The following is a 25006-nucleotide window of genomic DNA, read 5'->3' as shown; positions in this document are numbered from 1 at the left end:
TCGGTCCGGGGCGTCAGCCGAAGCTGAGGTCGCTGCAGAGGTCGCTGTCGGCGGGCCGGGTGTTGTCCGTGATGCCGTTCGGGATGGCGGACGGGATGCCGGTGGCGGAGGCCCCGGGCGCGGGGCCCTCGCCGGTGTCGGCGCCGGCCCGGTCCTGACCGATGGTCAGCACGATGGAGTCGGCGGTCGAGTCGGCACGGAGTTCCGCGCCGGGGTACAGCAGGGCGAGGCGTTCGGCGGCCGGGCGCAGGCTGAGCGAGTACTCGATCAGGGTGGTCGGCCGGGCGGGCGTGTTGCCGCCGATGGTGATGTCGCGGTAGCCGTTGCCGCGCAGCGCCAGCTCGGTGCGGCCGGCCAGTCCGGCGGACTTGGCGGCGTTGTGGACCACGATCGGCACGTCCAGGCTCGCCGCGTCGGTGCCGCCGGCGGCCGACGGACCGCCGGACGCGCCGGCCGGAACCCCGGCCGACCCACCGGTCGACCCACCGCCCGCCCCACCGGCCGAAGCACCGGGGGAGGCGCCGGGCGTCGGGCTCCCGGACGCGCCGGGCGAGGCTCCGGGCGACGCGCCGGCCGAGGGCGCGCCGGACGGGTTCGCGGCGTCGCCGGTGAGGCGGCCGTCCAGGGTGCGGTCCTCGCGGAGCAGGTTCCACAGGATGGTGGCGTCGGGCTGCACGATCGCGACCCGGGCGCCCTGGAAGCGCCAGGGCAGGGTGACGAACTGGATGTCGGCCAGCTTGATGTTCTGCAGCGACTGGGCGAACTCGGCGAGCTTGTAGGGCGAGCCGAGGTCGGGGTCGACGGTGAGCGACCTGGTGGCGGCGTCGGCCAGCGGCAGCAGGGTGGTCAGGTCGAAGCCCCGCCCCTGCACCTTCTTGATCAGCGAGGACATGAACGCCTGCTGACGCCGCATCCGGCCGATGTCGGAGCTGTCGCCGAGGCCGTGCCGGGCCCGGACGTAGTCGACGGCCTGCTGGCCGGCGACGGTCTGGCGGCCCTTGGTCAGGTGGATGCCGTAGGAGTCGACGTCGTTGGGGACGCACACGTCCACGCCGCCGACGGCCTCGGTGACGGAGGCGAAGCCCTTGAAGTCGACGACCAGGGTGTGGTCCACCCGCAGGCCGGTCAGCTCCTCCACGGTGTTCTGCGTGCAGGCGGGGTTGCCGGCCTTGAACTCGCCCACGGTGAAGGCCGAGTTGAACATCTGGTTGGTGCGGGCGGTGGTCCACCGGCCGTCGGCCAGCCGGCACGGCGGGATGGTGACCAGGGTGTCGCGCGGGATCGACACGCCGACGGCGTGTTTGTGATCGGCGTAGACGTGCAGCAGGATCGCGGTGTCGGAGTGCCCGACCCCCTCGTCGCCGCCGCCGAGGTCGCTGTTGCCGTCGCTGCGGGTGTCGGAGCCGAGCAGCAGGATGTTGACGGGTCGTCCGCCGGTGGGCGCGGTCGGTCCGGCCGGCGGGCGGCTGGACGCGATGCCTTCCGGGGCGAAGGTCGTGATGTTGTGGTCGAGCCGCTGGTAGTACCAGGCGCCGAGTCCCGCGGCGAGGACCACCATGACGGCGGCGGTCGCCCCGAGACTCCTGGCTATTCGTCGGCCTCTGCTGCCACGGGACGGGGCCGCGGTCGTGCTCTGCGTGGCGTCGGTCATCGGTCCGGGATCTCTCTGCGCGCAACGGGAACTGGTGCCCGAGGGCAGGCACTTGCCCCGCGCGCGACACTGCGGACGGGGCGTTCGTCACCACTTAGACGGCGCGGTGGCCGGAATGGTTACAGGCGAACCATCATTTCCGAGAGATTTTCCGGCCCTCGAACCGGGGTCCGGTCCGAGGGCCCGGCCGGCGGCCCGACGGAGGATCAGTCGGGGGCGGATGAATCGAGCATCCGCCGTAGCAGGTCCCGGAGTTGGGCCCGCTCGGGGGCGTCCAGCGCGGCCAGCGGTTCGCGGGCGAAGTTCAGCGACTCGCGGAGCTCCGAGGAGGCGGACAGCCCCGAGTCGGTGGCGACCACCAGCTTCACCCGGCGGTCCTGCGGGTCGGACTCGCGGGTGACGAACCCGCGGTTCTCCAGCCGGTCGACGATGCCGGTGATGTTGGACGGCTCGCAGGAGAGGGTCTGCGCGATGTGCCGCATCGGCATCGGGCCGCGCCGCAGCAGCGCCAGCACCTTGGCCTGCGCACCGGTCAGCGAGCGGGCGGCGGCGGCCTCCTCGTACTCGCGGTGGAAGAGGGCGACCAGACGCGCCATGAGGTCGACGACCTCCACGGTGATCGGGTCGGCGGTGGGGACGGGTGCCTGCTCCGTGACCTGCTCCATACCGTCGAGTCTACCTGAACAGTTGACAACATGAACCTTTCATCCACAGGATTACTTGAGCTACTGAATGTTTCAGGCTGAGAAGGAGAGTGTGATGGCAGAGCAGGACCTTCCCGCGACCGGCCGCGAATGGCACCTGGCCGCCCGCCCGCAGGGCTGGCCCGTTCCCGCCGACTTCGCCCTGGTCGAGGCCCCCGTCCGGCAGCCCGGCCCGGGTGAGATCACCGTGCGCAACGCGTACCTGTCCGTCGACCCGTACATGCGCGGGCGGATGAACGACGTGAAGTCCTACGTCCCGCCGTACGCGCTCGGGGCACCGATGGACGGCGGCGCGGTCGGCCACGTGGTCGCCTCCCGCGCCGAGGGCTTCGAGGTCGGAGACGCGGTGCTGCACGGTCTCGGCTGGCGCGAGTACGCCACCCTGGACGCGGCGCACGCCGTCAAGGTCGACCCCGAACTCGCCCCGCTCTCGGCCTACCTGGGCGTGCTCGGCATGCCCGGCCTGACCGCGTACGCCGGACTGCTGGAGGTCGCCTCGTTCCAGGAGGGCGACAGCGTGTTCGTCTCCGGCGCGGCCGGAGCCGTCGGCTCGCTGGTCGGCCAGATCGCCCGGCTGAAGGGCGCGAAGCGGGTGGTCGGCTCGGCCGGCTCCGCCGAGAAGGTCGCCACCCTGGTCGACGACTACGGCTTCGACGCCGCCTTCAACTACAAGGACGGCCCGGTCGCCGACCTGCTCGCGGAGGTCGCCCCCGACGGCATCGACGTCTACTTCGACAACGTCGGCGGCGAGCACCTGGAGGCCGCGATCGGCGCCCTGCACGTGCACGGCCGGGTCGCCATGTGCGGGGCGATCGCCCAGTACAACGACACCTCCGCCCCGGCCGCGCCGCGCAACCTGGCGCTGGCCATCGGCAAGCGGCTGCGCCTGCAGGGCATGCTGGTCGGCGACCACGGCGCGCTGCGCGGACGGTTCCTGGAGGAGGTCGGCGGCTGGCTGCGGGACGGCTCGCTGCGCTACGACGAGACCGTGGTCGAAGGCGTCGAGAACGCCGCGGAGGCGTTCATCGGACTGCTGCGCGGCGCCAACACCGGGAAGATGGTCGTCCAGGTCTGAGAACGGGCGGTCCGGCGCACCGAACTGACGCTGCGTCGGCTGCCGATCCGTCAACCCGCCCCCGCCGGAAGCGCGATCCGGAGGGGGCGCGCGTTTAGGTCCGTTCGGGGGAGGTGGGCGCTGTGAGGGTAGACCTCCCGGGGGAACCGACTAGCATGGAGTGAAAGCTTGTCCGTTTTGCTCGATTTGATGACCTAATGTCGAATAAGTTGAGCGTCACGGGGTAGCCACTGGTCAGTACCTACCGGCGACGGCGCGAGGCAGCTGGGGAAGGCGACCCTCGTCCACAGCCAGGAGGTCCCGGTGACGACACGTGGTGTGCTCTACATCCACTCCGCGCCACGCGCGCTGTGCCCGCACGTCGAGTGGGCGGTGGCGGGCGTCCTCGGCGTGCGGGTCAACCTCGACTGGATCCGGCAGCCCGCCGCGCCCGGCCACTGGCGGTCCGAACTCTCCTGGCAGGGAGAGCCCGGCACCGCCTCCAAGCTCGCCTCCGCGCTGCGCGGCTGGCAGTTGATGCGCTACGAGGTGACCAGCGAGCCCTGCGCCACGGCCGAGGGCGAGCGGTACTCCTCCACGCCCGGCCTCGGCATCTTCCACGCCGTCACCGGCATCCACGGCGACATCCTGATCCCCGAGGACCGGCTGCGCGCCGTGCTGCTGCGCGCCCGCAGCGAGGGCAGCGACCTGGAGACCGAGATCGGCCGGCTGCTCGGCAAGCCGTGGGACGACGAGCTGGAGCCGTTCCGGTACGCCGGGGAGGGCGCACCGGTGCGCTGGCTCCACCAGGTGGTGTGACCGGCCCGCACAGGGGGCCGGCCCGCACAGGGGGTCGGCCCGCACAGGGGGTCGGCCCGCCCACTGGGCCAGGTCGAACGCGGGACCGGCCCGAACGGCGACAGGCCGCACACGGGACCGGCCCGACACTCGATCAGAGTGCCGGGCCGGCGCGCAGTTGTGCGTGCGCGGGTCTCAGACGCTGCGGAAGGCCAGGACCACGTTGTGGCCGCCGAAGCCGAAGGAGTTGTTGAGCGCGGCGATCCGGCCGTCGACCGGCAGCTTGCGGGCCTCGTCGCGGACGATGTCGGCGTCGATGTCGTCGTCCAGGTCGACCACGTTGACGGTCGGCGGGGCGATCCGGTGGTGCAGGGCCAGCACGGTGGCGACGGTCTCGATGCCGCCGGCGCCGCCGAGCAGGTGGCCGGTCATCGACTTGGTGGCGGAGATCGCCACGTGCTCCAGGTGCTCGCCGAGCTCGCGGCGCAGCGCCTTGATCTCCGCGGTGTCGCCCTGCGGGGTGGAGGTGGCGTGCGCGTTGACGTGCACCACCTCGGACTTGTCGAGCTCGTTGCGGTCGAACAGGTCGGCGATGGCGCGGGCCACGCCGGCGCCGGTCGGCTCCGGCTGGGCGATGTGGTGGGCGTCCGAGGACAGGCCCTGGCCGATCGCCTCGCAGTAGACGCGGGCGCCGCGGGCGGCGGCGTGCTCCGCGGACTCCAGGACCACGACGCCGGCGCCCTCGCCGAGGACGAAGCCGTCACGGCCCTTGTCGTACGGCCGCGAGGCGTGCTCGGGGTCGTCGTTGTTCTTGGACATCGCCATCATGTTGGAGAACGCGGCGATCGGCAGCGGGTGGACCGCCGCCTCGGTGCCGCCGGCCACCACGACGTCGGCGCGGCCGTTGCGGATCATCTCGATCGCGTAGCCGATCGCCTCGGCGCCGGAGGCGCAGGCGGAGACGGGGGTGTGCACGCCCGCGCGGGCGCCGACCTCCAGGCCGACGTTCGCGGCCGGGGAGTTGGGCATCAGCATCGGGACGGTGTGCGGGGAGACCTTGCGGACGCCCTGCTGCTTGAGCACGTCGTACTGGTCGAGCAGGGTGGTCACGCCGCCGATGCCGGAGGCGATGACCGCGCCCAGGCGCTCGGGGGCCAGCTCGTTGGACTCGTCGGTGGCCGGGGCCTCGAAGCCCGCGTCCTTCCAGGCCTCGCGGGCGGCGATCAGCGCGAACTGGGCCGAGCGGTCCAGCTTGCGGGCCACCGGGCGGGGCAGGATCTCGGACGGCTCGACGGCGACCCGGGCGGCGATCCGGACCGGCAGGTCGGCGGCCCACTCCTCGGTGAGCGCGCGCACTCCGGACCGGCCGGCGAGCAGGCCCTCCCAGAATGTGGCGGCGTCGCCGCCCAGCGGCGTGAAGGCGCCGATACCCGTGACGACCACGGTGCGGTTTTCAGCAGTCACTGGTTGCTTCTTCTCTCACGTTGAGCTTTGGGCGGAGGGCCGGACGAGCCGGGGGAAAGGGGGACGGTCGGGGCGCGACGGGCGCGCCCCGACCGGCAGCCTGACGCCAGGTCAGACGTTGGCGACGATGAAGTCCACGGCGTCGCCGACGGTCTTCAGGTTCTTGACCTCGTCGTCCGGGATCTTCGCGCCGAAGCGCTCCTCGGCGGCGACGACGACCTCGACCATGGAGAGCGAGTCGACGTCCAGGTCGTCGGTGAAGGACTTGTCGAGCGCGACGTCCTCGACCGGAATGCCGGCGATCTCGTTCACGATCTCGGCGAGACCTTCGAGAACCTCTTCGCGGGTAGCCATATCGGCTGCTCCTCTTCGGTGTTGAGAGCGTGCGGCCCGGTGGACCGCCGCGGGTTTCATTGGGTGGTGCGGAGAAAAAACGCCTAGGGGAGCGTAACGACTGCCGCGGCGTAGACCAGACCGGCCCCGAAGCCGATGATCAGCGCCAGGTCGCCGCTCTTCGCCTGGCCGCGCTCCAGCATCCGCTCCATGGCGAGCGGAATGGACGCGGCCGAGGTGTTGCCGGTCTCGACGATGTCGCGGGCCACCGGAACCTCGGCGGGCAGCTTCAGCGCCTTGATCATGGAGTCGATGATGCGCATGTTGGCCTGGTGCGGGATGAACGCGCCGAGCTGGTCGGCGGTGATCCCGGCCGCGTCCAGCGCCTGCTGGGCGACCTTCGCCATGTCGTACACGGCCCAGCGGAAGACCGTCTGGCCCTCCATCCGCAGCGCCGGCCACTTGGTCTCCTCACCGGCGCCGTTGACGGCGTCCGGCTTGGCGAAGGCGGTGTCCCAGGCCTGGGTCTGCGAGATCACCTCGGACTGCGAGCCGTCCGAACCCCAGATCACCTTGCCGATGCCGGGGGTGTCCGACGGGCCGACGATCGCCGCGCCCGCGCCGTCGCCGAAGATGAACGCGGTCGAGCGGTCCGACTTGTCGGTCAGGTCGGAGAGCCGCTCCACGCCGATCACCAGCACGTACTCGGCGCTGCCGCCGCGCACCATGCCGTCGGCCAGGCTCAGGCCGTAGCCGAAGCCCGCGCAGGCGGCGGAGATGTCGAACGCCGGGGCGGTGCCGCAGCCGAGCCGCTGGGCGATCTCGGTGGCGATCGCCGGGGTCTGCTTCAGGTGCGAGACGGTGGCGACGATCACCCCGCCGATCTGCTCCGGAGCGATCCCGGACATCGCGATCGCCTTGCCGGCCGCCTGCACCGACATCTCGGCGACGCTCTCCTCCGGGCCCGCCCAGCGGCGCTCGGCGATGCCCGACCGGGTGCGGATCCACTCGTCCGAGGAGTCGATCCAGTTCAGCACCTCGGAGTTCGGGATCACCCGGGTCGGACGGTAGCCGCCGACCCCGTGGATGCGCGAGAACTGGGCGCCGGTGGCCGGCCTGATGGTGACGCTCATGCGGACTTCTCCTGGCTGCCGTGCTCGGCCACGAGCTCGCGGGCCCGGTCGAGATCGGCGGGGGACTTCAGGGCCAGCGTGGCGACGCCCTTGACGTTCCGCTTGACCAGGTTGGTGAGGGTTCCGGCGGGGGACAGCTCGATCACGGCGGTCGCGCCCAGCTGCTGCAGGGTCTCCATGCACAGGTCCCAGCGGACCGGGTTGGACACCTGCGAGACCAGACGGGCCAGCACCTCGGCGCCGTTGCCGACCACCTCGCCGTCCTTGTTGGACACGTACGCCACCGCCGGGTCGGCCGCGGTCAGCGTCGGCGCCAGCTTCTCCAGCCGCTCCACGCCCGGTGCCATGTGCGCGGTGTGGAAGGCGCCGGCGACCTTCAGCGGGATCAGCCGCGCGCCGGCCGGCGGGTCCGCCTTCAGCGCGGCCAGCTGCTCCAGCGTGCCGGCCGCGACGATCTGGCCGCCGCCGTTGTTGTTCGCCGCGGTCACGCCGTGCGCGGCGAGCTTCTCGGCGACCGCCTCCGGGTCGCCGCCGAGCAGCGCCGCCATGCCGGTCGCGGTGGCCGCGGCGGCCTCCGCCATGCCGAGGCTGCGCTCGCGGACGAAGGTCAGCGCGTCCTGCTCGGAGAGCACCCCGGCCAGCGCCGCGGCGGTGATCTCGCCCACGCTGTGGCCGGCCACCGCGCCGACCGAGCCGGGCACGCCCTGCGGCAGCAGCGCGTGCGCGGTCAGCAGGCCGGCGGCCACCAGCAGCGGCTGCGCGACGGCGGTGTCCTTGATCTCCTCCTCGGAGGCCTCGGTCCCGGCGTGAACCAGGTCGAGGCCGGCCACCGCCGACCACTGGCGCAGCCGGTCGGCGGCGCCGTCCAGTTCGAGCCAGGGGTTGAGGAAGCCGGGAGTCTGGGCACCCTGTCCAGGGGCGACGATAACGAGCACGGTTCAACCCTCTCTCGCCGGACGCCGTGGGGCGGGTAGGCGACGATGACGAAGAAAAGCACGCCGGATTGTGGATTCCCTACAGTTCGGTCAGCCCTGATCAGGCCCGGAGCCGAGACGCCCCAGGGCAAGGGCGATGCGCAGGGTGAACGCCGAACGCACGTCCGACGGAGCATAGCCGGTGACATCAGTCACACGACGCAGCCGGTAGCGCACGGTGTTCGGGTGGACGAAGAGCATCCGCGCGGCGCCCTCAAGGGACGACGCCTGTTCCAGATAGACACTCAGCGTCTCCAGGAGTGCCGAACCGGCCTCCTCCAAGGGTGTGTAGATCTCCTCCACCAGCTGACGGCGCGCCACCTCGTCGCCCGCCAGGGCGCGTTCGGGCAGCAGGTCGTCGGCGAGCACCGGGCGCGGCGCGTCCGGCCACGCCGCGCACGCCTTCAGCCCCTGCGCCGCGGCGTGCGCCGAGCGCGTCGCCGACAGCAGGTCGCCGACCGTCGGACCGACCACCACCGGACCCGGCGCGAACTGACCGATCAGCGCCCGGGCGGCGTGCACCGGCTCCTTGTCGCCGCCGACCACCACCACCAGGCGGCGGCCCAGCACCCCCGTCAGCACGTGCAGCTTGGCGTACCGGGCGGCCCGCCGGATGGCCTCCACCACCAGCTCGCTGTCGCCGTCCGGGGCGCTGCCCATCACCACCCGCACCTGGCTCGGCTGGCCCCAGCCGAGCGCCGCCGCCCGGGACAGCACGCCCTCGTCGGCGTCCCCGGAGAGCAGCGAGTTGACGACCAGCGCCTCCAGCCGGGCGTCCCACGCGCCGCGCGCCTCCGCGGCCTGCGCGTACACCTGGGCCGTGGCGAACGCGATCTCCCGGGCGTAGACCAGCACCGACTCGCGCATGCCCGCCTCGTCGCCGGGCGCGGCCACCTCCTCGATGGCCTCCTCCATCACCTCGATCGTGGTGCGGATCAGCTCCACCGTCTGCCGCAGCGTGATCGCCCGGGTCAACTCCCGCGGGGCGGTGCCGAACACGTCGGTGGAGATCGCCTGCGGCGCCTCCGGGTGCCGGTACCACTCGGTGAACGCCGCGATGCCCGCCTGCGCGACCAGGCCGATCCACGAGCGGTGCTCCGGCGGCATCCGCCGGTACCAGGCCAGCTGATCGTCCATCCGGGCGATCGCCGCGGACGCCAGCTTGCCCGCCGACTTCTCCAGCCGCTTCAGCGTCGCGGCCCGCAACTCGGCGCGCTCCGAGGCGAGTCGGCGCTCCTCGGTGGTCATCCGGCCGCGCCCCGGCACCCCGGCGGCACGCGCCGGCGCGGCCGGACGTCTGGCCGGCTTCTTCTCCGGGCCCCGGTCGGCGGACCGCTCCGGGGCGGGGGCTCGCCGGACGTCCGGTCGGATGCTTTGTCGGGTTTCGCTGAAGCGGAGGGCACGGCACTAGCCTGCCTCACGCGGACGGGTGCTCGTGCACACCCCGCCCCGAAGTGTCCGGTGGCACCCGTCACACCGACTACCGTGGTGCCCGTGAGCGTGGATTCCTCGCCCCAGGACGGGCACCCATTCGAAACCGCCGAACCCGCGTTCGGGGCCGGACGGAAGGAGCGCGGCCGGGCCGACCTGCGCCGCAGCGCCGAGCGCTGCCTGTCGGAACCCGCCGAAGGCATCACCACCCGGCACGCGTTCTCCTTCGCCGGCCACTACGACCCGAAGAACACCTCCTTCGGCGCGCTGCTCGCCTGCAACGAGGAGACCCTCGCCCCCGGCGCCGGGTACGACGCGCACCGGCACGCCGACACCGAGATCGTCACCTGGGTGGTCGGCGGCGCCCTCGCCCACCGCGACGACGCGGGACACGCGAGCGTGGTCCGGCCCGGCATGGTCCAGGTGCAGTCCGCCGGCGCGGGCATGACCCACACCGAACGCAACCTCGGCGGGGCGACCGAGCCCGTGACCTTCCTTCAGATGTGGCTCCAGCCCGACGAGTTCGGGGGCGCCCCGGGCTTCGGGCTGCGCTCCGTCCCGGCCGCGGACGGGCTGACCCTGCTCGCCTCCGGGCGGCCGTCGGACGAGAACGCGCTGCGCCTGCGCCGCCGCGACGCGGCGCTGTGGCTGGTCCGGGCCCCGGCGTGGACCCCGCTGCCCGAACTCCCCGCCGCCGCCTACCGCTACGCCCACGTGGTGGCCGGCTCCGTCGGCTACCGCACCGTCCCCGGCCCCCAGGGCGGCGGCCGCGGGGCGTCGGCCGGCGACGCGGTCCGGATCACCGGCGACGCCTTCGCGGACCCGACGGCGGGGGAGGACGGCGTCGAACTGCTGCTCTGGGAGATGCACACCCCGGTGCAGTACGGGTGAGAAAGCAGGGGCGCGGGGAACTGCGCGACGAGCGCACACCTGTCCGCAGGATCGCGGTCAATGGCAGGTCATTGCCCGCGTCGCGATCTTGCGGTGGGGGTCCTCCGCTTCGCGCAGTTCCCCGCGCCCCCGTCCTCGCGCACTTCAGCTCTCGGAGAGGACCGCGTCGCTGAGCTGCGGCCAGACCTCCGCCGCCCACGGGCCGAAGTCGCGGTCGGTGAGGGCGAGGCAGGCGAGGTCGGCGGCGGGGTCGACCCAGAGGAAGGTGCCGGACTGGCCGAAGTGGCCGAAGGTCCCGGGGGAGTTGGCGGTGCCGGTCCAGTGCGGCGTCTTGTGGTCGCGGATCTCGAAGCCGAGGCCCCAGTCGTTGGGCCGGCGGTGGCCGAAGCCGGGGAGGACGCCGCTGGTGCCGGGGAAGGCGACCTCGCGGGTCGCGGCGCGCAGGGTGGCCGGGTCGAGCAGCTTGGGGGACTGGAGCTCCGCGGCGAACCGGGCGAGGTCGGCGGCGGTGGAGAGGCCGCCCGCGCCGGCGGGCGCGCGGTGGGCGGTGTTGATCAGCGTGGCGTGCATGCCGAGCGGCTGGAAGACGGCCTCGGCGGCGTACTGCGCGAACGGGATGCCGGAGGCGTGTTCGAGGGTGGCGGCGAGGACGTCGAACCCGGCGTTGGAGTAGAGGCGGCGGTTGCCGGGCGCGGCCATCACGCGGTGCTCGTCGAAGGCGAGGCCGGAGGTGTGGGCGAGCAGGTGGCGGACGGTGGAGCCGTCGGGGCCCGCCGGGTCGTCGAGTTCGAAGACGCCTTCCTCGACGGCGATCAGCGCGGCGTACGCGCTGAGCAGCTTGGTGACCGAGGCCAGCGGGAACAGGTGGTCCTGCGGTCCGTGCGCGCCGAGCAGGGCGCCGTCGCTTCCGCGGACCACCGCCGCAGCGGCGTTCGGTACCGGCCAGTCCTCGATCATCCGCAAGCTCTGCATGGGCCGAACTCTAACGAAGGGCGGTCCGCCGCGGTGTGCCAGGCTTGCTTGGAGTGCGCTCCAACTGAGTAGCGTCGGAGCCGTCGTCGCCGAGACCGGGGGTCAGTCCAGATGGCACAGCGGGATTCGCAACTGTCCGGGTGCGAGCGGGCGTTCGGTGCGCCGAGCGCGGTGCCCGACCGGACGCCCCGGCACGCGATCAGCGAGGTGTCCGCGACCAGCGGACTGTCGGCGCACACGCTGCGCTGGTACGAGCGGATCGGCCTGCTGGACCCGGTGGACCGCTCGTACGCGGGCCAGCGCCGGTACAGCGATGCGGACCTGGCCCGGCTGGCGTTCCTGACGAAGCTCCGGCTGACCGGGATGCCGGTGGCGGACATGGTCCGGTACATCGAGATGGTGCGGGCCGGGGACGGCACCCGGGCCGCGCGCCGGCAACTGCTGGTGGACCACCGGGCGGAGGTCCGGCAGCGGCTCGCCGACCTGCACGCCACGCTCGCCGTGATCGATCGGAAGATCGACCTCTACGGCGACCCGGCCGTGCCCGTCCCGGGCGACGACGAGATGAGCGAGACGACTGCGTACCACCCGATCGAGGACAGGAAGAGCGCATGAGCGGCATCGAGACCACCCGGCTCGGCAGCAACGGCCCCGTCGTGGGCGTGCAGGGCCTGGGCTGCATGGGCATGAGCGAGTTCTACGGCCCGACCGACACCGAGGAGGCGCTGGCCACCCTGGGCCGGGCGCTGGAGCTCGGGGTGACCCTGTTCGACACCGCCGACATCTACGGCTCGGGCGCCAACGAGGAGCTGATCGGCCCGTTCGTCCGGGCGCACCGCGAGCAGGTGGTGCTGGCCACCAAGTTCGCGATCGAGCGGCGCGCCGACGACCCGGCCTACCGGGGCGTCAACAACGACCCGGCGTACATCCGGCAGGCGGTGGACGCCTCGCTGCGCCGGCTCGGCGTGGACGAGATCGACCTGTACTACATGCACCGCCGCAACCCCGAGGTGCCGCTGGCCGAGTCGGTCGGGGCGATGGCGGAGCTGGTCGCGGCGGGCAAGGTGAAGCACCTGGGCCTGTCCGAGGTCACCGGCCCGGAGCTGCGGGAGGCGTACGCGGTGCACCCGATCGCGGCGCTGCAGTCCGAGTGGTCGCTGTTCGCCCGGGGCGTGGAGCGCAGCGCGGTGCCCGCGGCGGCCGAGCTGGGCGTGGCGCTGGTGCCGTACTCGCCGCTCGGCCGGGGCTTCCTGACCGGGGCGTTCGCCGACGCCGGCACGCTCGGCGCGGACGACTTCCGCCGCTACCTGCCGCAGTTCACCGGCGAGAACGCGCAGGGCAACGCGGAGCTGGTCGAGCCGATCCGGAAGATCGCCGCCGAGCGCGGCGTGACGGCCGCCCAGGTCGCGCTGGCCTGGGTGCAGCAGCGGGCCGAGGTGCACGGCCTGACGGTGGTGCCCATCCCGGGCACCCGCAAGCGGACCCGGCTGGAGGAGAACGCGGCGGCCACCGCGCTGAAGCTGTCGGCGGCGGAGCTGGCCGAGCTGGAGCCGATCGCCGGCCGGGTGCGCGGCGACCGCTACGCGGACATGAGCAACACCTCGGACGCCCGCGAGGTGTGACGGGCCGTCAGTTGCCGGTGTTCGCCGGGTGGCTGACGTCGCCGTAGTGGCCGAGGGCGATCGCGGCGAAGTTGTGCCGGCTGGCGGTGCCCGGGGCCAGGTAGCCGTTGTGGCCGCTGGCGCCCGCGGAGGAGACGGTCATGGCGCCGAACGCCTGAGTGGTCGGGTCGGCGCCGTGGCCGAGCCCGCCGACCTCCAGGTAGGGGACGTTGCCGATCCAGTCGGCGGGGTTGCGGGCCGCCCACACCTGGACGCCGGTGCCGAGTTCGGCGGCCGACTCGACGCCCATCCCGGGGCTGCCGAACGCGACCAGGTCGGTCGGCTCCGTCCCGTGCACGGTCGGCGCGGCGGTGCCGCACACCACCGAGCCGTACGAGTGGCACAGCAGCGCGGGCGGCGCCTCCGGGTGGCTGGTCTGCTTCAGGCCGGCGAGCAGCCGCTCCAGGCGCGGCGCGGCGGCCTCGGCGAGCCGGGAGGTGGCGGCGTCCGGGCCGAGGCCCTGCGGGGTGACGTAGCCGGTCCAGGCGATCACCGCGGCGCGGGTGCCGGGCGACTGGGTGCGCTCCTCGGCGAACAGCGCGCGGCCCATGCCGGCGGGGGAGCGCAGCGGGTCGACGGCCTGGTCGAAGTGGCCGAGGTCGGCGTCCGAGCCGGGCACCAGCACGGCGACCCGCTGGGCGGCCGCGAGGTCGCCGTACACCTCGCTGACCAGGCCGCGGCCGCGCGGGTCGAAGGCGAGGATCTGCCGGCCGTTCGCGAGCAGCGCCTCGGAGTCGTTGGCGCGGGAGGCGGCCAGCGCGCGGGCGGTCGGGTCCAGGGTGCGGTCCTCGGCGCGCTGCCGGGCCCGGTCGCGCTCGGCGGCGATCGCCTCCCGGTTCGCCCGGTACCGGACGGCCAGCGGGGCGCCGTCCAAGTTGCCGACCACCAGCGGGTATTCGAGGACCAGCCGGTCGATCTCGGCGTTCGTCAGGGAGGCGAAGAAGGCGGCGACGGCGGCCGGGTCGGCGGTGGCCGGGTCCGGCAGGGCGCGGCCGAAGGAGCCGTCGGCGACCCAGGCGGCGCTGCCGGCCGGCGGGGTGGTGATGGCCAACTGCTCGCTGGACGCGGTGGCCTGGGCGACGGCCGCACCGGCGTCCACCAGGGCCGCGCAGCCCGCGAACACGCCGATCAGGATCCGCTTGACCCGCCTGCGGTGCATGCGTCCACTCCCTCGGGCCGGTACATCGCGGCGGGACGCGCCCGACGGTGCTACGACTGCCAACTACTAGTCAGCCAGACTAGAGGGCGGCCGACCCGCCGGGCAGGGAGCAAACAGTGTTCCGCGTCACATTCCCTCGGACGTTACCCCACGTACCCCTCCCGGACGCGTTTCGGCGCGATCGAACGCCAGGCCTCGGTGAGCAGTTCGCGCAGTTCGTCGGCCTCCACCAGGGCCAGTTGGACCCGCACCCAGCCGAACCGGCCGGTGTACGGGGCCACCGAGTAGACCTCGGGCGCGGCGGCGATCAGTTCGGCCTGCTCGGACACGGTGGCCTTCACCGACACCTGCCCCGACTCCGGATGGCCCATCGCAAAGATCTTCCGCCCCACCCGGAAGGTGGTCTGCTCCCAGGTGGTCTCGCGGTGCGCCTGCGGAAGTCGCAGCGCCAGCGCGGTCAGCTCGTCGAAGGTCGCCATGGCGGCCAGGGTACGACCCGCCGCCGACAGCGGGCGGGTGACGACGCGTCAGGCGGTTGACGTCAGACCGCGCCGAGCGCGTACACCGCGAACAGCGCCGCGCCCGCCGCCGCCAGTGCCCGCCACAGGCGCGACGGCCACGGGGCGTCGAAGCGCCGCGCCCACCGGCCGATCAGCGCCAGCACCACCGCGAACACCGGCAGCCAGGCCAGCCGGGCCAGCGCCCACAGCCCCGAGTCGGGGACGGCGGTCAGACCCGGGACGGTTCCCAGCCGCGAACCGGCCAGCGCGGTGAGGAACATCGCCGTCTGGTGCCAGCAGAAGATCGTCATCGCGCCCAGGTTGACCACCACCACCGGCAGCCACAGCAGCGGCCGGCGCAGCGCCCGGCCCAGCCGGTCCTTCAGCAGCATCGCCGCACCGCCCTGCACCGAGGCCAGCGCCAGCACCAGCAGGGACGGCGGGTGCGAGTTGGTCCGGGCCGCGCCCGGCACGCCGACCATGCTCGCCGGGTAGTGGAACACCAGCAGCAGCACCGCGAACAGCACCGCCCCGCCGGCCGCCGTCAGCCACGCCCCGGCCCGGGAGATCCGGCCGTGCGCCCAGTCCACGCCCAGCTGGTAGGCGAACAGCCAGCCCGGCAGCAGGTTCAGCAGGCTCAGCCACCCCGGCATCGACCCGCCCCACGGGCCGTACCGCAGCAGGTCCACCGCCGCGACCGCCGCCAGCAGCCCCGCGGAGGCCCACCCCTTCGCCGCCGCACCGAACCTGACGCACAGCGGGGTGAGCGCCGTCAGCACCAGGTACATGGCGATGTACCAGAGCGGCTGCACCATCAGCACCGCCCCCGTGCGCACCGTGTCGGCCGGCACCCCCAGCGCCCGCAGCACCGGGATCAGCGCCGCCCACACCGCGGCCACCCCCAGCACCGGCCGCGCCAGCCGCAGCACCCGGCCGCGCAGCCACGCCGAGGCGCTCACCCCGCGCTCGGCCGACCGGCGCAGCGACAGCGCCGACGCCCGGCCGCCCACCAGGAAGAACACCCCCAGCATCTGCAGCACCCAGCTCAGCGGCGCCATGAACGGCAGCGCCGCCAGCGGGCTCGCGTTGTGCAGCACCCCGTCGGACAGGGTGAACCCGCCGAGCAGCCAGTGCCCCAGCGGCACCGACAGCAGCGCGACGGCCCGCAGCCCGTCCAGGGCGCGGTCCCGGGAGGCGGGGGTCTTGGCATCGACGGTCGCCGCGGCGCGGCGAACGGAAACAGGCAGCATCGGACGTCTCCTCGACGGGTCGTCAGGCAGAGATGGCGGGGGAGCCGGTCGCGGCGAGCGCGGCGAAGGCCGCGAGCGAGGCCGAACCGGGGGCGAAGTAGTCGCTGTGGCCGTGCGAACCGGTCGACGGCAGCAGCTGCGCGCGGAAGTCCGGCGAGGTCGGGTCGGCGCCGTGCCCGAAGCCGAACAGCGACACGTTCGGCACGTCGGAGATCCAGTCCTCCGGATTGCGGGCCACCGCCCACACCGGCACCCGCAGCTGGTCGGCCCGCTCCAGGCCCATCCCGGGCGAGGCCAGCACCACCACCCCGGCGACCCGCGCCGGATCCGGCGCGGACTGCCCGCACACCACCGAGCCGTAGCTGTGGCAGAACAGCGTCACCGGGCCGGTCACCGGCGCGAGACCGGCCACCAGGCGCTCCAGCCGCGGCGCGCCGGCCCGGGCGAGTTCCTCCCGGGCCGCGTCGACCCCCACCCCGACCGGCGTGGTGTAGCCGACCCACGCCACCACGGCGACCCGCTCACCGCTCGCGGCGCGCAACGCCCGGGCCATCCCGGCGAGCCGGTCGGAGGAGGCCAGATCGACGTCCGACCCCGGCACCAGGACGGCCGTCCGGGCGTCGTGCCCCAGCTCGCCGAACACCTCGGCGAGCTGGCCGCGGCCGCGCGGATCGAACGCGAGTAGCTGACGACCGCTCAGCTCGGCGTAACGGGCGGCGTTCCCGGCCGCGAGCTCGCGGTCGCCCCCGGGAAGCGCGGCGTCGGCGGCCCGGGCCAGCTCGCGCCGGTGCTCCTGGGCGACGGCGAGGGAGTTCGCCAGGTACCGGAGAGGGACGGGGGCGCCGTCCAGGTTGCCCACCACCTGCGGGTGGCGGAGCGCGAGCTGCCGCTGCACCTCCGGCGTCAACCCCGCGAAGAACGCGGCCACTTCGGCCGGCGACGCCTTCGCCGGATCGGGCAGCCGCATCCCCATCCCGGTGTCCGCCACCCACTCCGCGGCCCGGGCGGCGGCCCCGTCAGCGGCGTCTGCGCATCGGCCGACGCCCACGACCCCACCCCCAGCACCGCCGCCAGCACCAACCCCGCAACGGCCGTGCCCCGACGCAGACGCGACAGCATCGATTCCTCCTCCGGTTCGCCAACGGGAGGAAGGTAGGAAGACGGTGCCTGAGGGGACGTCACCCTGCGGAGCCAAGCCGGGGGTCATACCGAGGGGGGAGAACACCCAGGGGGAGGACGCCCGGCGGCGCGAGGACCGCGCGAGGCGGAGGGCAACACGAAAGGTCGCGCCCCGGCAGTGACCTGCCGGTGGGCGCGACCTCGGCGGAGGACCCCTCCTGCTACTGCCCCGGCTGCACCAGGCCGCTCTCGTAGGCCAGCACGACCGCCTGCGCGCGGTCGCGCAGGTTGAGCTTGGCGAGGATGCGGCCGATGTGGGTCTTGACGGTCTGTTCGGCGAGGACCAGGTGGGCGGCGATCTCCTGGTTGGAGAGGCCGCGGGCGATGAGTTCGAGGACCTCGGTCTCGCGGGGGGTGAGCCCGTTGAGCCGCAGGCGCGGGTCGCGGCGCGGCGCGGGCCGGTTCTTGGCGAAGTCGGCGATCAGGCGCCGGGTCACCGACGGGGCGAGCAGCGCGTCGCCGGCGGCGACCACGCGGACGGCGGAGATCAGGTCGGCGGGCGGGGCGTCCTTGAGCAGGAAGCCGGACGCGCCGGCCCGCAGGGCCTCGTACACGTAGTCGTCCACGTCGAAGGTGGTGAGCATCAGGACGCGCGGCCGGTGGACCACGCCGGGCGGCGGGTCGAGGAGGCGGCGGGCGGCTTCGAGGCCGTCCATCTCGGGCATGCGGACGTCCATCAGCACCACGTCGGGGTGGGTGCGCCCGCTGACCTCGATCGCCTGGCGGCCGTCGGGCGCGTCGCCGACCACGTCGATGTCGCTCTGCGCGTTGAGCAGGGCGGCGAAGCCGGCGCGGACCATCGCCTGGTCGTCGACGATGAGGACGCGGATGGTCATGCGGTGTTCTCCCCTGAGGCGGCGTCAGCCGCCCCCGCGGGGCGGTCGATCGGCAGGACGGCGGCGACCCGGTAGCCGCCGTCGGCGGTCGGGCCGGTGTCCAGGGTGCCAGCCAGCAGCCGGACGCGCTCGCGCATTCCGGTCAGTCCGTGCCCGGTGGAGCCGCCGGTCTCGACGGCGCGGGCCTTGCCGGGCGCCGGGTCGTTGTCGACGTCCACGGTGAGCGCGCCGTCGGCCACCGCGACCCGGACCCGGGCGCTCGCGCCGGGCGCGTGCCGGACCACGTTGGCCAGCGCCTCCTGGACGATCCGGTACGCGGACAGGCCGACCGCCTCCGGCACCGGGCCGAGCTCCCGGACGGCGGCGGCGACGTCGAGTTCGGCCCGCACCCCGGCCTGCGCGACGGTGGTGAGCAGGCCCGGCAGGTCGTTCAGGCCCGGCTGCGGGGCCTTGTCGGCCTCGCTGTCGGCGGCCCGCAGCACCCCGAGCAGGCGGCGCATCTCGGCGAGCGATCCGCGCGCGGCGGTGGCGATCTGCCCGAACTCGGCGACGGCGGGCTCGGGCAGGCCCTCGATCCGGTACGGGGCGCTGTCGGCCTGGACGGCGATCACCGACATGTGGTGGGCGACCACGTCGTGCAACTCCCGGGCGATCCGGGTGCGTTCCTCCAGCAAGGTGCGCCGGGCCCGCTCGGTCTCGGAGATCTGCTCCTGGGCGGCGAGCAGCCGCTGCGCCTCGCCGCGGCCGCGCAGGCTCCAGCCGAGCAGCAGGATCACCCCGGACAGGGCGGTGACCACCACCGAGCTGCCGTCGAAGTACTCGGTGAAGACCGTCCAGCTCAGGCTGCAGCCGAGGAAGGTGACCAGCCAGACGGCCAGCAGGGTCCGGCCGCGCTCCCGGATCGCCAGGAACACCATCAGGAACAGGTAGCAGAGCAGTGTGGTGACCGGCCACGGCCACGGCTGGGTGTCGGCCGCGCCGTGGGTGGCGATCGCGCCGACCAGCACCGAGGGCGCCACCAGCTGCCAGGCGGTGAGCGGCCGGACCAGCGCCAGCGGCAGCGCCCCGGCCTGGACGACGGCGAGCGCGGCGGCGAGGCCCCCGTTCACCCCGTAGAACTGGGTCAGCGCGACCACGCCGGTGGGGATCAGCGCTCCGAGCATGGCCAGCACCGCGACGAAGGGCAGCGCCCGCACCCACGGTCTGCGGGCGCCGGCCAGCGGCACCCGGTGGTCGGGGACGGGTTCGACGAGGGCGCGGAGGAAGCTGTTCCAGGTGGTCACCGGGCCGAGGGTAGATCGGGCGGCGGCCGGTGTCCTCATACCCGGGTCGGGCGACGGTCTGATACCGCGGTACTACCCGGGCCGGGCGTCAGCGCCAGGAGCCGGCCAACGCCGGTCCCAGCTGGTCGAAGTGGCGCTCCATCAGTTCCAGCATGCCGTCCACGCCCTGCCGGTGCGGCTCGCGCTCGGTGGCGAAGGTCAGGTGCGAGAGCCGTATCACGGTGCCGAACACGGCGGCCAGCAGCCGCGGGCGGAGGTCGACCGCCGGGTCGAGGCCCTCGCGCTCGGCGAGCACCCGGGTCACCTCGACCTCCTGCTGCAGGGTGTGCCGCAGGTGGGCGGCGAGCAGGGTGGGCGTGGACTCGATCAGCTCGAACAGTTCCAGCGCCCCGGCGACGGTGCCGCGCTCGGCGACCCGGCCCTGGTCGAGCAGCTGCCACACCTGCCGGGCCGCCCGGCGCATCGCCTCCAGCGGGTACTCGTCGGCCGGCCGCGCCCGCAGCAGCTCCAGGAAGGTCTCCTCGGCGTCGGCCAGCACCGCCAGGGCGACCTCCTCCTTGTTGGCGAAGTACCGGAAGAAGGTGCGCTGGGAGACCTCCACCGCGGCCGCGATCTCGTCGACCGTGGTCTTCCCGTACCCCTGCTCCAGGAACAGCCGGTTGGCGGCGTCGACCAGGGCGCCCCGGGTGCGCTGCTTCTTCCGTTCGCGCAGGCCAGTGGGCTGCGGGTCGACGGCGGTGGTGGGGGTGGCCATGCCTCAACGATAGCGCTCTGCCACTTGTCATCAAGTGGCACAAGTCACCGATTGTCGATTGTCAGCTACTGACATAATGGGCGGGCCGCTCTCTCGTCACACCGAACGAACGGGGAAGTCCCGAGCCATGAGCCAGTCCGTCGTACTCGACAAGGAGGCGGCCCCGGCCGCCGGAGGGAAGCTGCGGGGGCACCCCTGGCTGACCCTGCTGACCGTCGCCGTCGGCGTCATGATGGTCGCCCTCGACGGCACCGTCGTCGCCATCGCCAACCCCGCCATCCAGCTCGACCTGCACGCCAGCCCCGCCGACATCCAGTGGGTCACCAGCGGCTACCTGCTGGCCCTCGCGGTCTTCCTGGTCACCGCCGGCAAGATCGGCGACCGGTTCGGCCACAAATCCACCTTCCTGGTCGGCGCGGTCGGCTTCGCCGCCACCTCCGCCGCGATCGGCTTCGCCGGCTCGGTCCAGCAGGTGATCTTCTTCCGGGTGCTCCAGGGCCTGTTCGGCGCGCTGCTCCAGCCCGCCGCGCTCGGCCTGCTGCGCGGGGCCTTCCCGGCCGACAAGCTGAACATGGCGATCGGCATCTGGGGCGGCGTCATCGGCGCCTCCACCGCGGCCGGCCCGATCGTCGGCGGCCTGCTGGTCGAGCACGTCAACTGGGAGTCGGTGTTCTTCATCAACATCCCGGTCGGCGTCGTCGCGCTGGTGCTGGGCCTGCTGATCCTCAAGGACGTGCGCGCCGAGAAGGCCGCCAAGTCCTTCGACATCCCCGGCATCGTGCTGCTCTCCGGAGCGATGTTCATGCTGGTCTGGGGCATCATCAAGGCGCCCACCTGGGGCTGGGGCGACCCGGCCACGCTGCTCTTCCTCGGCGGCGCGGTGCTCGCCCTGGTGGTCTTCGCGGTCTGGCAGAACTACGCCAAGGAACCGCTCATCCCGCTCGCGCTGTTCCGCTCCGTCCCGCTGTCGGCCGGCACCCTGCTGATGGTGCTGATGGCGTTCGCGTTCTTCGGCGGCATCTTCTTCGTCACCTTCTACCTGCAGAACGTGCACGGCATGGCGCCGGTCGACGCCGGCGTCCACCTGCTCCCGATGACCGGCATGATGATCGTCGGCGCCCCGCTGGCCGGCTTCCTGATCGGCAAGGTCGGCCCGCGCATACCGATCGTCGGCGGCATGGTGCTGACCACCGGCGCGATGCTCGGCATGTCCACCCTGGACATCCACAGCGGCAACGGCGTCATGTCGCTCTGGTTCCTGCTGATGGGCCTCGGCCTCAGCCCCGTCATGGTCGGCGCCACCGAGGTGATCGTCGGCAACGCCCCGCTGGAGCTGTCCGGCGTCGCCGGCGGCCTCCAGCAGGCCGCGATGCAGGTCGGCGGCAGCCTCGGCACCGCCGTCCTCGGCGCGGTGATGGCCTCCAAGGTCACCAGCGTGCTGCCCGGGAAGTGGGCCGCGACCGGCGTCCCCTTCCCGGCCGGCGAGCAGGGCGAACAGCTCAAGCAGGCCGCGCAGCTGGGCATGGCCCCGCCGATGCCGCAGGGCACCCCGGAACAGCTCACCACCGCGGTCGCCGACGCCGTCCACTCCTCCTTCGTCAGCGGCATGGGCGTGGCCTTCACCGTCGCCTCCGTCGTCGCCCTGGTCGCGGCGGGCCTCGGCCTGCTCACCAAGCGCGGAGCGAACGAGGCCGGTCCGGCCGTGCACATCTGACGCGCGGTCACCCCGCGCCCCGCAGGGGCGCGGGGACCTGCGCGGAGCGGAAGCGCAGAACGCAGAGATCCGCCCGAGAACGGGACTCCCGTCCTCGGGCGGATCTCTGTGTCGGAGCGTCAGGCGTCGCCGCCGGCCGCGCCCGGGTCGGCCGCCGCCACGTCGAGCAGCTGGTAGCGGTCGATCGCGGACTTCAGCAGCGAGCGGTCGATCTTGCCCTGCTTGGCCAGTTCGGTGAGGGTGGCCAGGACGATCGACTGGGCGTCGATGTGGAAGAAGCGCCGGGCCGCGCCGCGGGTGTCGGCGAAGCCGAAGCCGTCGGCGCCCAGGGACTGGTACTGGCCGGGGATCCAGCGGGCGATCTGGTCCGGGACGGCGCGCATCCAGTCGGAGACGGCCACGAACGGACCCTCGGCCCCGGAGAGCTTGGTGGTCACGTACGGGACGCGCTGCGGCTCCTCCGGGTGGAGGAGGTTGAACTCCTCCGCCTCGACGGCGTCGCGGCGCAGCTCGTTCCAGGAGGTGGCCGACCAGACGTCCGCCTTGACGTTCCACTCCTCGGCGAGGATGCGCTGCGCCTCCAGGGCCCACGGCACCGCCACGCCGGAGGCGAGGAGCTGCGCGGGGATCTGGCCGGCGTCGCCGTCCCTGAGCTTGTAGATGCCCTTGAGGATGCCGTCGACGTCGACGCCCTCCGGCTCGGCCGGCATCTTGATGGGCTCGTTGTAGACGGTCATGTAGTAGAAGACGTCCTCGCCGTGCGGGTGCTCGGCGGAGGAGCCGTACATGCGGCGCAGGCCGTCCTGGACGATGTGGGCGATCTCGTACCCGTAGGCCGGGTCGTAGGCGACCACACCGGGGTTGGTGGAGGCCAGCAGCTGGGAGTGGCCGTCGGCGTGCTGCAGGCCCTCACCGGTGAGGGTGGTGCGGCCGGCGGTGGCGCCGATGACGAAGCCGCGGGCCAGCTGGTCGGACATCTGCCAGAACTGGTCGCCGGTGCGCTGGAACCCGAACATCGAGTAGAAGACGTACACCGGGATCAGCGGCTCGCCGTGCGTCGCGTAGGACGAGCCCGCGGCGATCAGCGAGGCGGTGCAGCCGGCCTCGGAGATGCCGTCGTGCAGCATCTGGCCGCTCGGGGACTCCTTGTACGCCAGCAGCAGCTCGCGGTCGACCGACTCGTAGGTCTGGCCGAGCGGGTTGTAGATCTTGGCGGACGGGAACAGCGAGTCCATGCCGAAGGTGCGGTACTCGTCCGGCGCGATCGGCACGAAGCGGTTGCCGATGCCCTTGTCCCGCATCAGGTCCTTGAGCACCCGGACGAACGCCATGGTGGTGGCGATGGTCTGGTTGCCGGAACCCTTCTTGACCGCCTTGTACGCGTCGTCGCCCGGGAGTTCGAGCTTGCGCGGGCGGACCTTGCGGGTGGGCACGTAGCCGCCGAGCTCCTCGCGGCGGTCGTGCATGTACTGGATCTCTTCCGAGTTGCGGCCCGGGTGGTAGTAGGGCGGGTAGCCCTCGTCGAGCTGCTTGTCGGTGATCGGCAGGTGCAGCCGGTCGCGGAAGCGCTTCAGGTCCTCGACCGTCAGCTTCTTCATCTGGTGGGTGGCGTTGCGGCCCTCGAAGTTGGGGCCCAGCGTCCAGCCCTTGACGGTCTGCGCCAGGATGACGGTCGGCTGGCCCTGGTGCTCGCGGGCGGCCTTGAACGCGGCGTAGACCTTGCGGTGGTCGTGGCCGCCGCGGCCCAGGTGCTGGATCTGCTGGTCGGTCATGTTCTCGACCATGGCGCGCAGGCGCAGGTCGCCGCCGAAGAAGTGCTCGCGGATGTACGAGCCGGTCTCGGTGGCGTAGGTCTGGAACTGGCCGTCCGGGGTGGTGTTCAGCTTGTTGACCAGGACGCCGTCGCGGTCCTGGGCCAGCAGCGGGTCCCAGGTGCGGTCCCAGATCAGCTTGATGACGTTCCAGCCGGCGCCGCGGAACTGCGACTCCAGCTCCTGGATGATCTTGCCGTTGCCGCGGACCGGGCCGTCGAGGCGCTGCAGGTTGCAGTTGACCACGAAGGTCAGGTTGTCCAGGCCCTCGCGGGCGGCCAGGGACAGCTGGCCGAGCGACTCGGGCTCGTCCATCTCGCCGTCGCCGAGGAAGGCGTACACGTGCGAGTCGGAGGTGTCCTTGATGCCGCGGTGCTCCAGGTAGCGGTTCATCCGGGCCTGGTAGATCGCGCCGAGCGGGCCGAGGCCCATCGAGACGGTCGGGAACTCCCAGAAGTCCGGCATCAGCCGCGGGTGCGGGTAGCTGGACAGGCCGAACGGCGCCTTGGACTTCTCCTGCCGGAACGCGTCGAGCTGCTGCTCGGTCAGTCGGTCCAGCAGGAAGGCGCGGGCGTAGATGCCCGGCGAGGCGTGGCCCTGGAAGAAGACCTGGTCGCCGGACTCGCCGTCGGCGTCCTTGCCGCGGAAGAAGTAGTTGAAGCCCACGTCGTACAGCGAGGCCGAGGAGGCGAAGGTGGCGATGTGGCCGCCGACGCCGATGCCCGGCCGCTGCGCGCGGGAGACCATGACGGCCGCGTTCCACCGCGTCGCGTTGAGGATCTTGCGCTCGATCTCCTCGTTGCCGGGGAAGAACGGCTCGTCCTTGGTGGCGATGGTGTTGACGTAGTCCGTGCTGCGCATCTCGGGCACGGCGACACGCTTTTCACGGGCGCGCTCGATCAGCCGCAGCATCAGGTAGCGGGCACGCTCGCGCCCGCGCTCGTCGATGGCAGCGTCAAGCGACTCCAGCCATTCCGCGGTCTCCTCGGGATCGAAGTCCGGGACCTGGCTCGGGAGGCCGCCAATGATGATCGGGTTGCGATCGGATCCGGAAGCCACGCTGTTCCTTCACTGTCGGTCGAAACTGAGTTGTCGCGCCGCCTCCATCGTGCTACCGCGTTCGGAGATCCGTCATCTCTACCGATCGGTAACCGTTCCGCCGGTTGGGCGGTACGGTCAGGAGGTGGTCCGACCTGGGACCCCGGCCGGACAATGGCGGCCGGCCGGGATGAGGGCCAACAGGAGACTTTACGCCCGCATGCAGGGCAGGCCCGAATGCCGTTCGCATCTCGGGCAGGCGTGCGGCCCGTCCGCGGGCGGCCGGCGGAGCGTCCTCGTCCGATGCCGAAACGGACATTTCGGTGCGATTGGCCACGCCCGGTGCGGCGTGTCGGCCCTCGACACGTCAACCTTTGGGTGGGATCGGGGGTCGGGTACTTGCGCGAACCGCCGCT

Annotated in this window: 21 protein-coding genes and 1 pseudogene; 6 read left to right on the top strand and 16 right to left on the bottom strand. The window is 72.9% G+C overall.

From position 1 onward, the window contains the following. Positions 1-13: 13 nt before the first annotated feature. Together KCH_RS11735 and KCH_RS11730 are read right to left on the bottom strand one after the other, a co-directional pair. On the bottom strand, positions 14-1651 hold the full coding sequence (locus KCH_RS11735; RefSeq protein WP_035862366.1) for an LCP family protein: 1638 nt from the start codon (positions 1649-1651) through the stop codon (positions 14-16). Between the two features lie 206 nt (positions 1652-1857). Continuing rightward, the gene (locus tag KCH_RS11730; protein WP_051652982.1) at positions 1858-2316 is read right to left on the bottom strand and encodes a MarR family winged helix-turn-helix transcriptional regulator; all 459 of its coding nucleotides are present in this window, start codon (positions 2314-2316) and stop codon (positions 1858-1860) included. Between the two features lie 94 nt (positions 2317-2410). Between KCH_RS11730 and KCH_RS11725 the strand changes: the two genes are divergently transcribed. Further along, entirely contained in the window at positions 2411-3430 is a 1020-nt protein-coding gene (locus tag KCH_RS11725; protein ID WP_035862365.1) for an NADP-dependent oxidoreductase, read from the top strand. 303 nt (positions 3431-3733) lie between these two features. Next, positions 3734-4228: a DUF3145 domain-containing protein gene (locus tag KCH_RS11720; RefSeq protein WP_035862363.1), complete on the top strand. Its 495-nt coding sequence runs from the start codon at positions 3734-3736 to the stop codon at positions 4226-4228. Between the two features lie 174 nt (positions 4229-4402). Here the strand turns inward: KCH_RS11720 and fabF are convergent, their stop codons facing one another. From fabF to KCH_RS11695, 5 genes are all read right to left on the bottom strand, one after another. After that, positions 4403-5671: a beta-ketoacyl-ACP synthase II gene (gene fabF / locus KCH_RS11715; RefSeq protein ID WP_035862361.1), complete on the bottom strand. Its 1269-nt coding sequence runs from the start codon at positions 5669-5671 to the stop codon at positions 4403-4405. 111 nt (positions 5672-5782) lie between these two features. Next, positions 5783-6025 (bottom strand): acyl carrier protein, encoded by a 243-nt coding sequence (locus tag KCH_RS11710; RefSeq protein ID WP_033222346.1) that lies wholly within the window; start codon positions 6023-6025, stop codon positions 5783-5785. Positions 6026-6108: 83 nt separating this feature from the next. After that, entirely contained in the window at positions 6109-7137 is a 1029-nt protein-coding gene (locus KCH_RS11705) for a beta-ketoacyl-ACP synthase III (protein ID WP_035862359.1), read from the bottom strand. After that, positions 7134-8072 carry an ACP S-malonyltransferase gene (locus tag KCH_RS11700; protein ID WP_035862357.1) on the bottom strand — a complete coding sequence of 313 codons (939 nt, stop codon included), beginning with the start codon at positions 8070-8072 and terminating at the stop codon, positions 7134-7136. Before KCH_RS11700 ends, KCH_RS11705 begins: the two co-directional genes overlap by 4 nt. 90 nt (positions 8073-8162) lie before the next feature. Beyond that, entirely contained in the window at positions 8163-9359 is a 1197-nt protein-coding gene (locus tag KCH_RS11695; protein ID WP_051652981.1) for a PucR family transcriptional regulator, read from the bottom strand. Positions 9360-9605: 246 nt separating this feature from the next. Here KCH_RS11695 and KCH_RS11690 point away from each other — a divergent pair, with 246 nt between their 5' ends. Next, on the top strand, positions 9606-10433 hold the full coding sequence (locus KCH_RS11690; RefSeq protein ID WP_244305296.1) for a pirin family protein: 828 nt from the start codon (positions 9606-9608) through the stop codon (positions 10431-10433). A gap of 144 nt (positions 10434-10577) precedes the next feature. On the opposite strand, the gene KCH_RS11685 is transcribed toward KCH_RS11690, so the two are convergent. Beyond that, positions 10578-11405, bottom strand: coding sequence for a serine hydrolase domain-containing protein (locus tag KCH_RS11685; RefSeq protein ID WP_035862355.1), 828 nt, complete (start codon positions 11403-11405; stop codon positions 10578-10580). 111 nt (positions 11406-11516) lie between these two features. On the opposite strand from KCH_RS11685, the gene KCH_RS11680 reads away from it, so the two are divergent. Then, positions 11517-12020, top strand: a complete 504-nt coding sequence (locus tag KCH_RS11680; protein ID WP_084223500.1) for a MerR family transcriptional regulator — start codon at positions 11517-11519, stop codon at positions 12018-12020. Then, positions 12017-13027, top strand: a complete 1011-nt coding sequence (locus KCH_RS11675; RefSeq protein ID WP_035862352.1) for an aldo/keto reductase — start codon at positions 12017-12019, stop codon at positions 13025-13027. The genes KCH_RS11680 and KCH_RS11675 overlap by 4 nt, the downstream gene beginning before the upstream one ends. Positions 13028-13034: 7 nt before the next feature. On the opposite strand, the gene KCH_RS11670 is transcribed toward KCH_RS11675, so the two are convergent. From KCH_RS11670 to KCH_RS11640, 7 genes and pseudogenes are all read right to left on the bottom strand, one after another. Beyond that, entirely contained in the window at positions 13035-14225 is a 1191-nt protein-coding gene (locus KCH_RS11670) for an alpha/beta hydrolase (protein WP_035862350.1), read from the bottom strand. Positions 14226-14368: 143 nt separating this feature from the next. Then, on the bottom strand, positions 14369-14704 hold the full coding sequence (locus KCH_RS11665; protein WP_035862344.1) for an MmcQ/YjbR family DNA-binding protein: 336 nt from the start codon (positions 14702-14704) through the stop codon (positions 14369-14371). Between the two features lie 62 nt (positions 14705-14766). Then, a complete protein-coding gene (locus KCH_RS11660) occupies positions 14767-15975 on the bottom strand; it encodes an acyltransferase family protein (protein ID WP_035862340.1) in 1209 nt (402 codons plus the stop codon). A gap of 22 nt (positions 15976-15997) precedes the next feature. Continuing rightward, a pseudogene (locus KCH_RS11655) lies at positions 15998-17094 on the bottom strand (alpha/beta hydrolase). A gap of 221 nt (positions 17095-17315) precedes the next feature. Continuing rightward, positions 17316-17990 carry a response regulator gene (locus KCH_RS11650; RefSeq protein ID WP_035862338.1) on the bottom strand — a complete coding sequence of 225 codons (675 nt, stop codon included), beginning with the start codon at positions 17988-17990 and terminating at the stop codon, positions 17316-17318. Then, positions 17987-19273, bottom strand: a complete 1287-nt coding sequence (locus tag KCH_RS11645) for a sensor histidine kinase (protein ID WP_244305292.1) — start codon at positions 19271-19273, stop codon at positions 17987-17989. Before KCH_RS11645 ends, KCH_RS11650 begins: the two co-directional genes overlap by 4 nt. 88 nt (positions 19274-19361) lie before the next feature. Next, positions 19362-20027 carry a TetR/AcrR family transcriptional regulator gene (locus KCH_RS11640; protein ID WP_035862336.1) on the bottom strand — a complete coding sequence of 222 codons (666 nt, stop codon included), beginning with the start codon at positions 20025-20027 and terminating at the stop codon, positions 19362-19364. A 127-nt stretch (positions 20028-20154) separates the two neighbouring features. Between KCH_RS11640 and KCH_RS11635 the strand changes: the two genes are divergently transcribed. Then, a complete protein-coding gene (locus KCH_RS11635; RefSeq protein ID WP_035862333.1) occupies positions 20155-21741 on the top strand; it encodes an MFS transporter in 1587 nt (528 codons plus the stop codon). Positions 21742-21860: 119 nt separating this feature from the next. Here the strand turns inward: KCH_RS11635 and aceE are convergent, their stop codons facing one another. Next, complete coding sequence (aceE, locus tag KCH_RS11630; RefSeq protein ID WP_035862331.1) at positions 21861-24611, bottom strand: pyruvate dehydrogenase (acetyl-transferring), homodimeric type; 2751 nt, start codon at positions 24609-24611, stop codon at positions 21861-21863. Positions 24612-25006 lie beyond the last annotated feature (395 nt).

Origin of the sequence: Kitasatospora cheerisanensis KCTC 2395 (genome assembly GCF_000696185.1) — a bacterium.
Lineage (GTDB): Bacteria > Actinomycetota > Actinomycetes > Streptomycetales > Streptomycetaceae > Kitasatospora > Kitasatospora cheerisanensis.
Note: the sequence above shows the minus strand (reverse complement) of the source record. Positions and strands in the feature narration are given on the sequence as shown.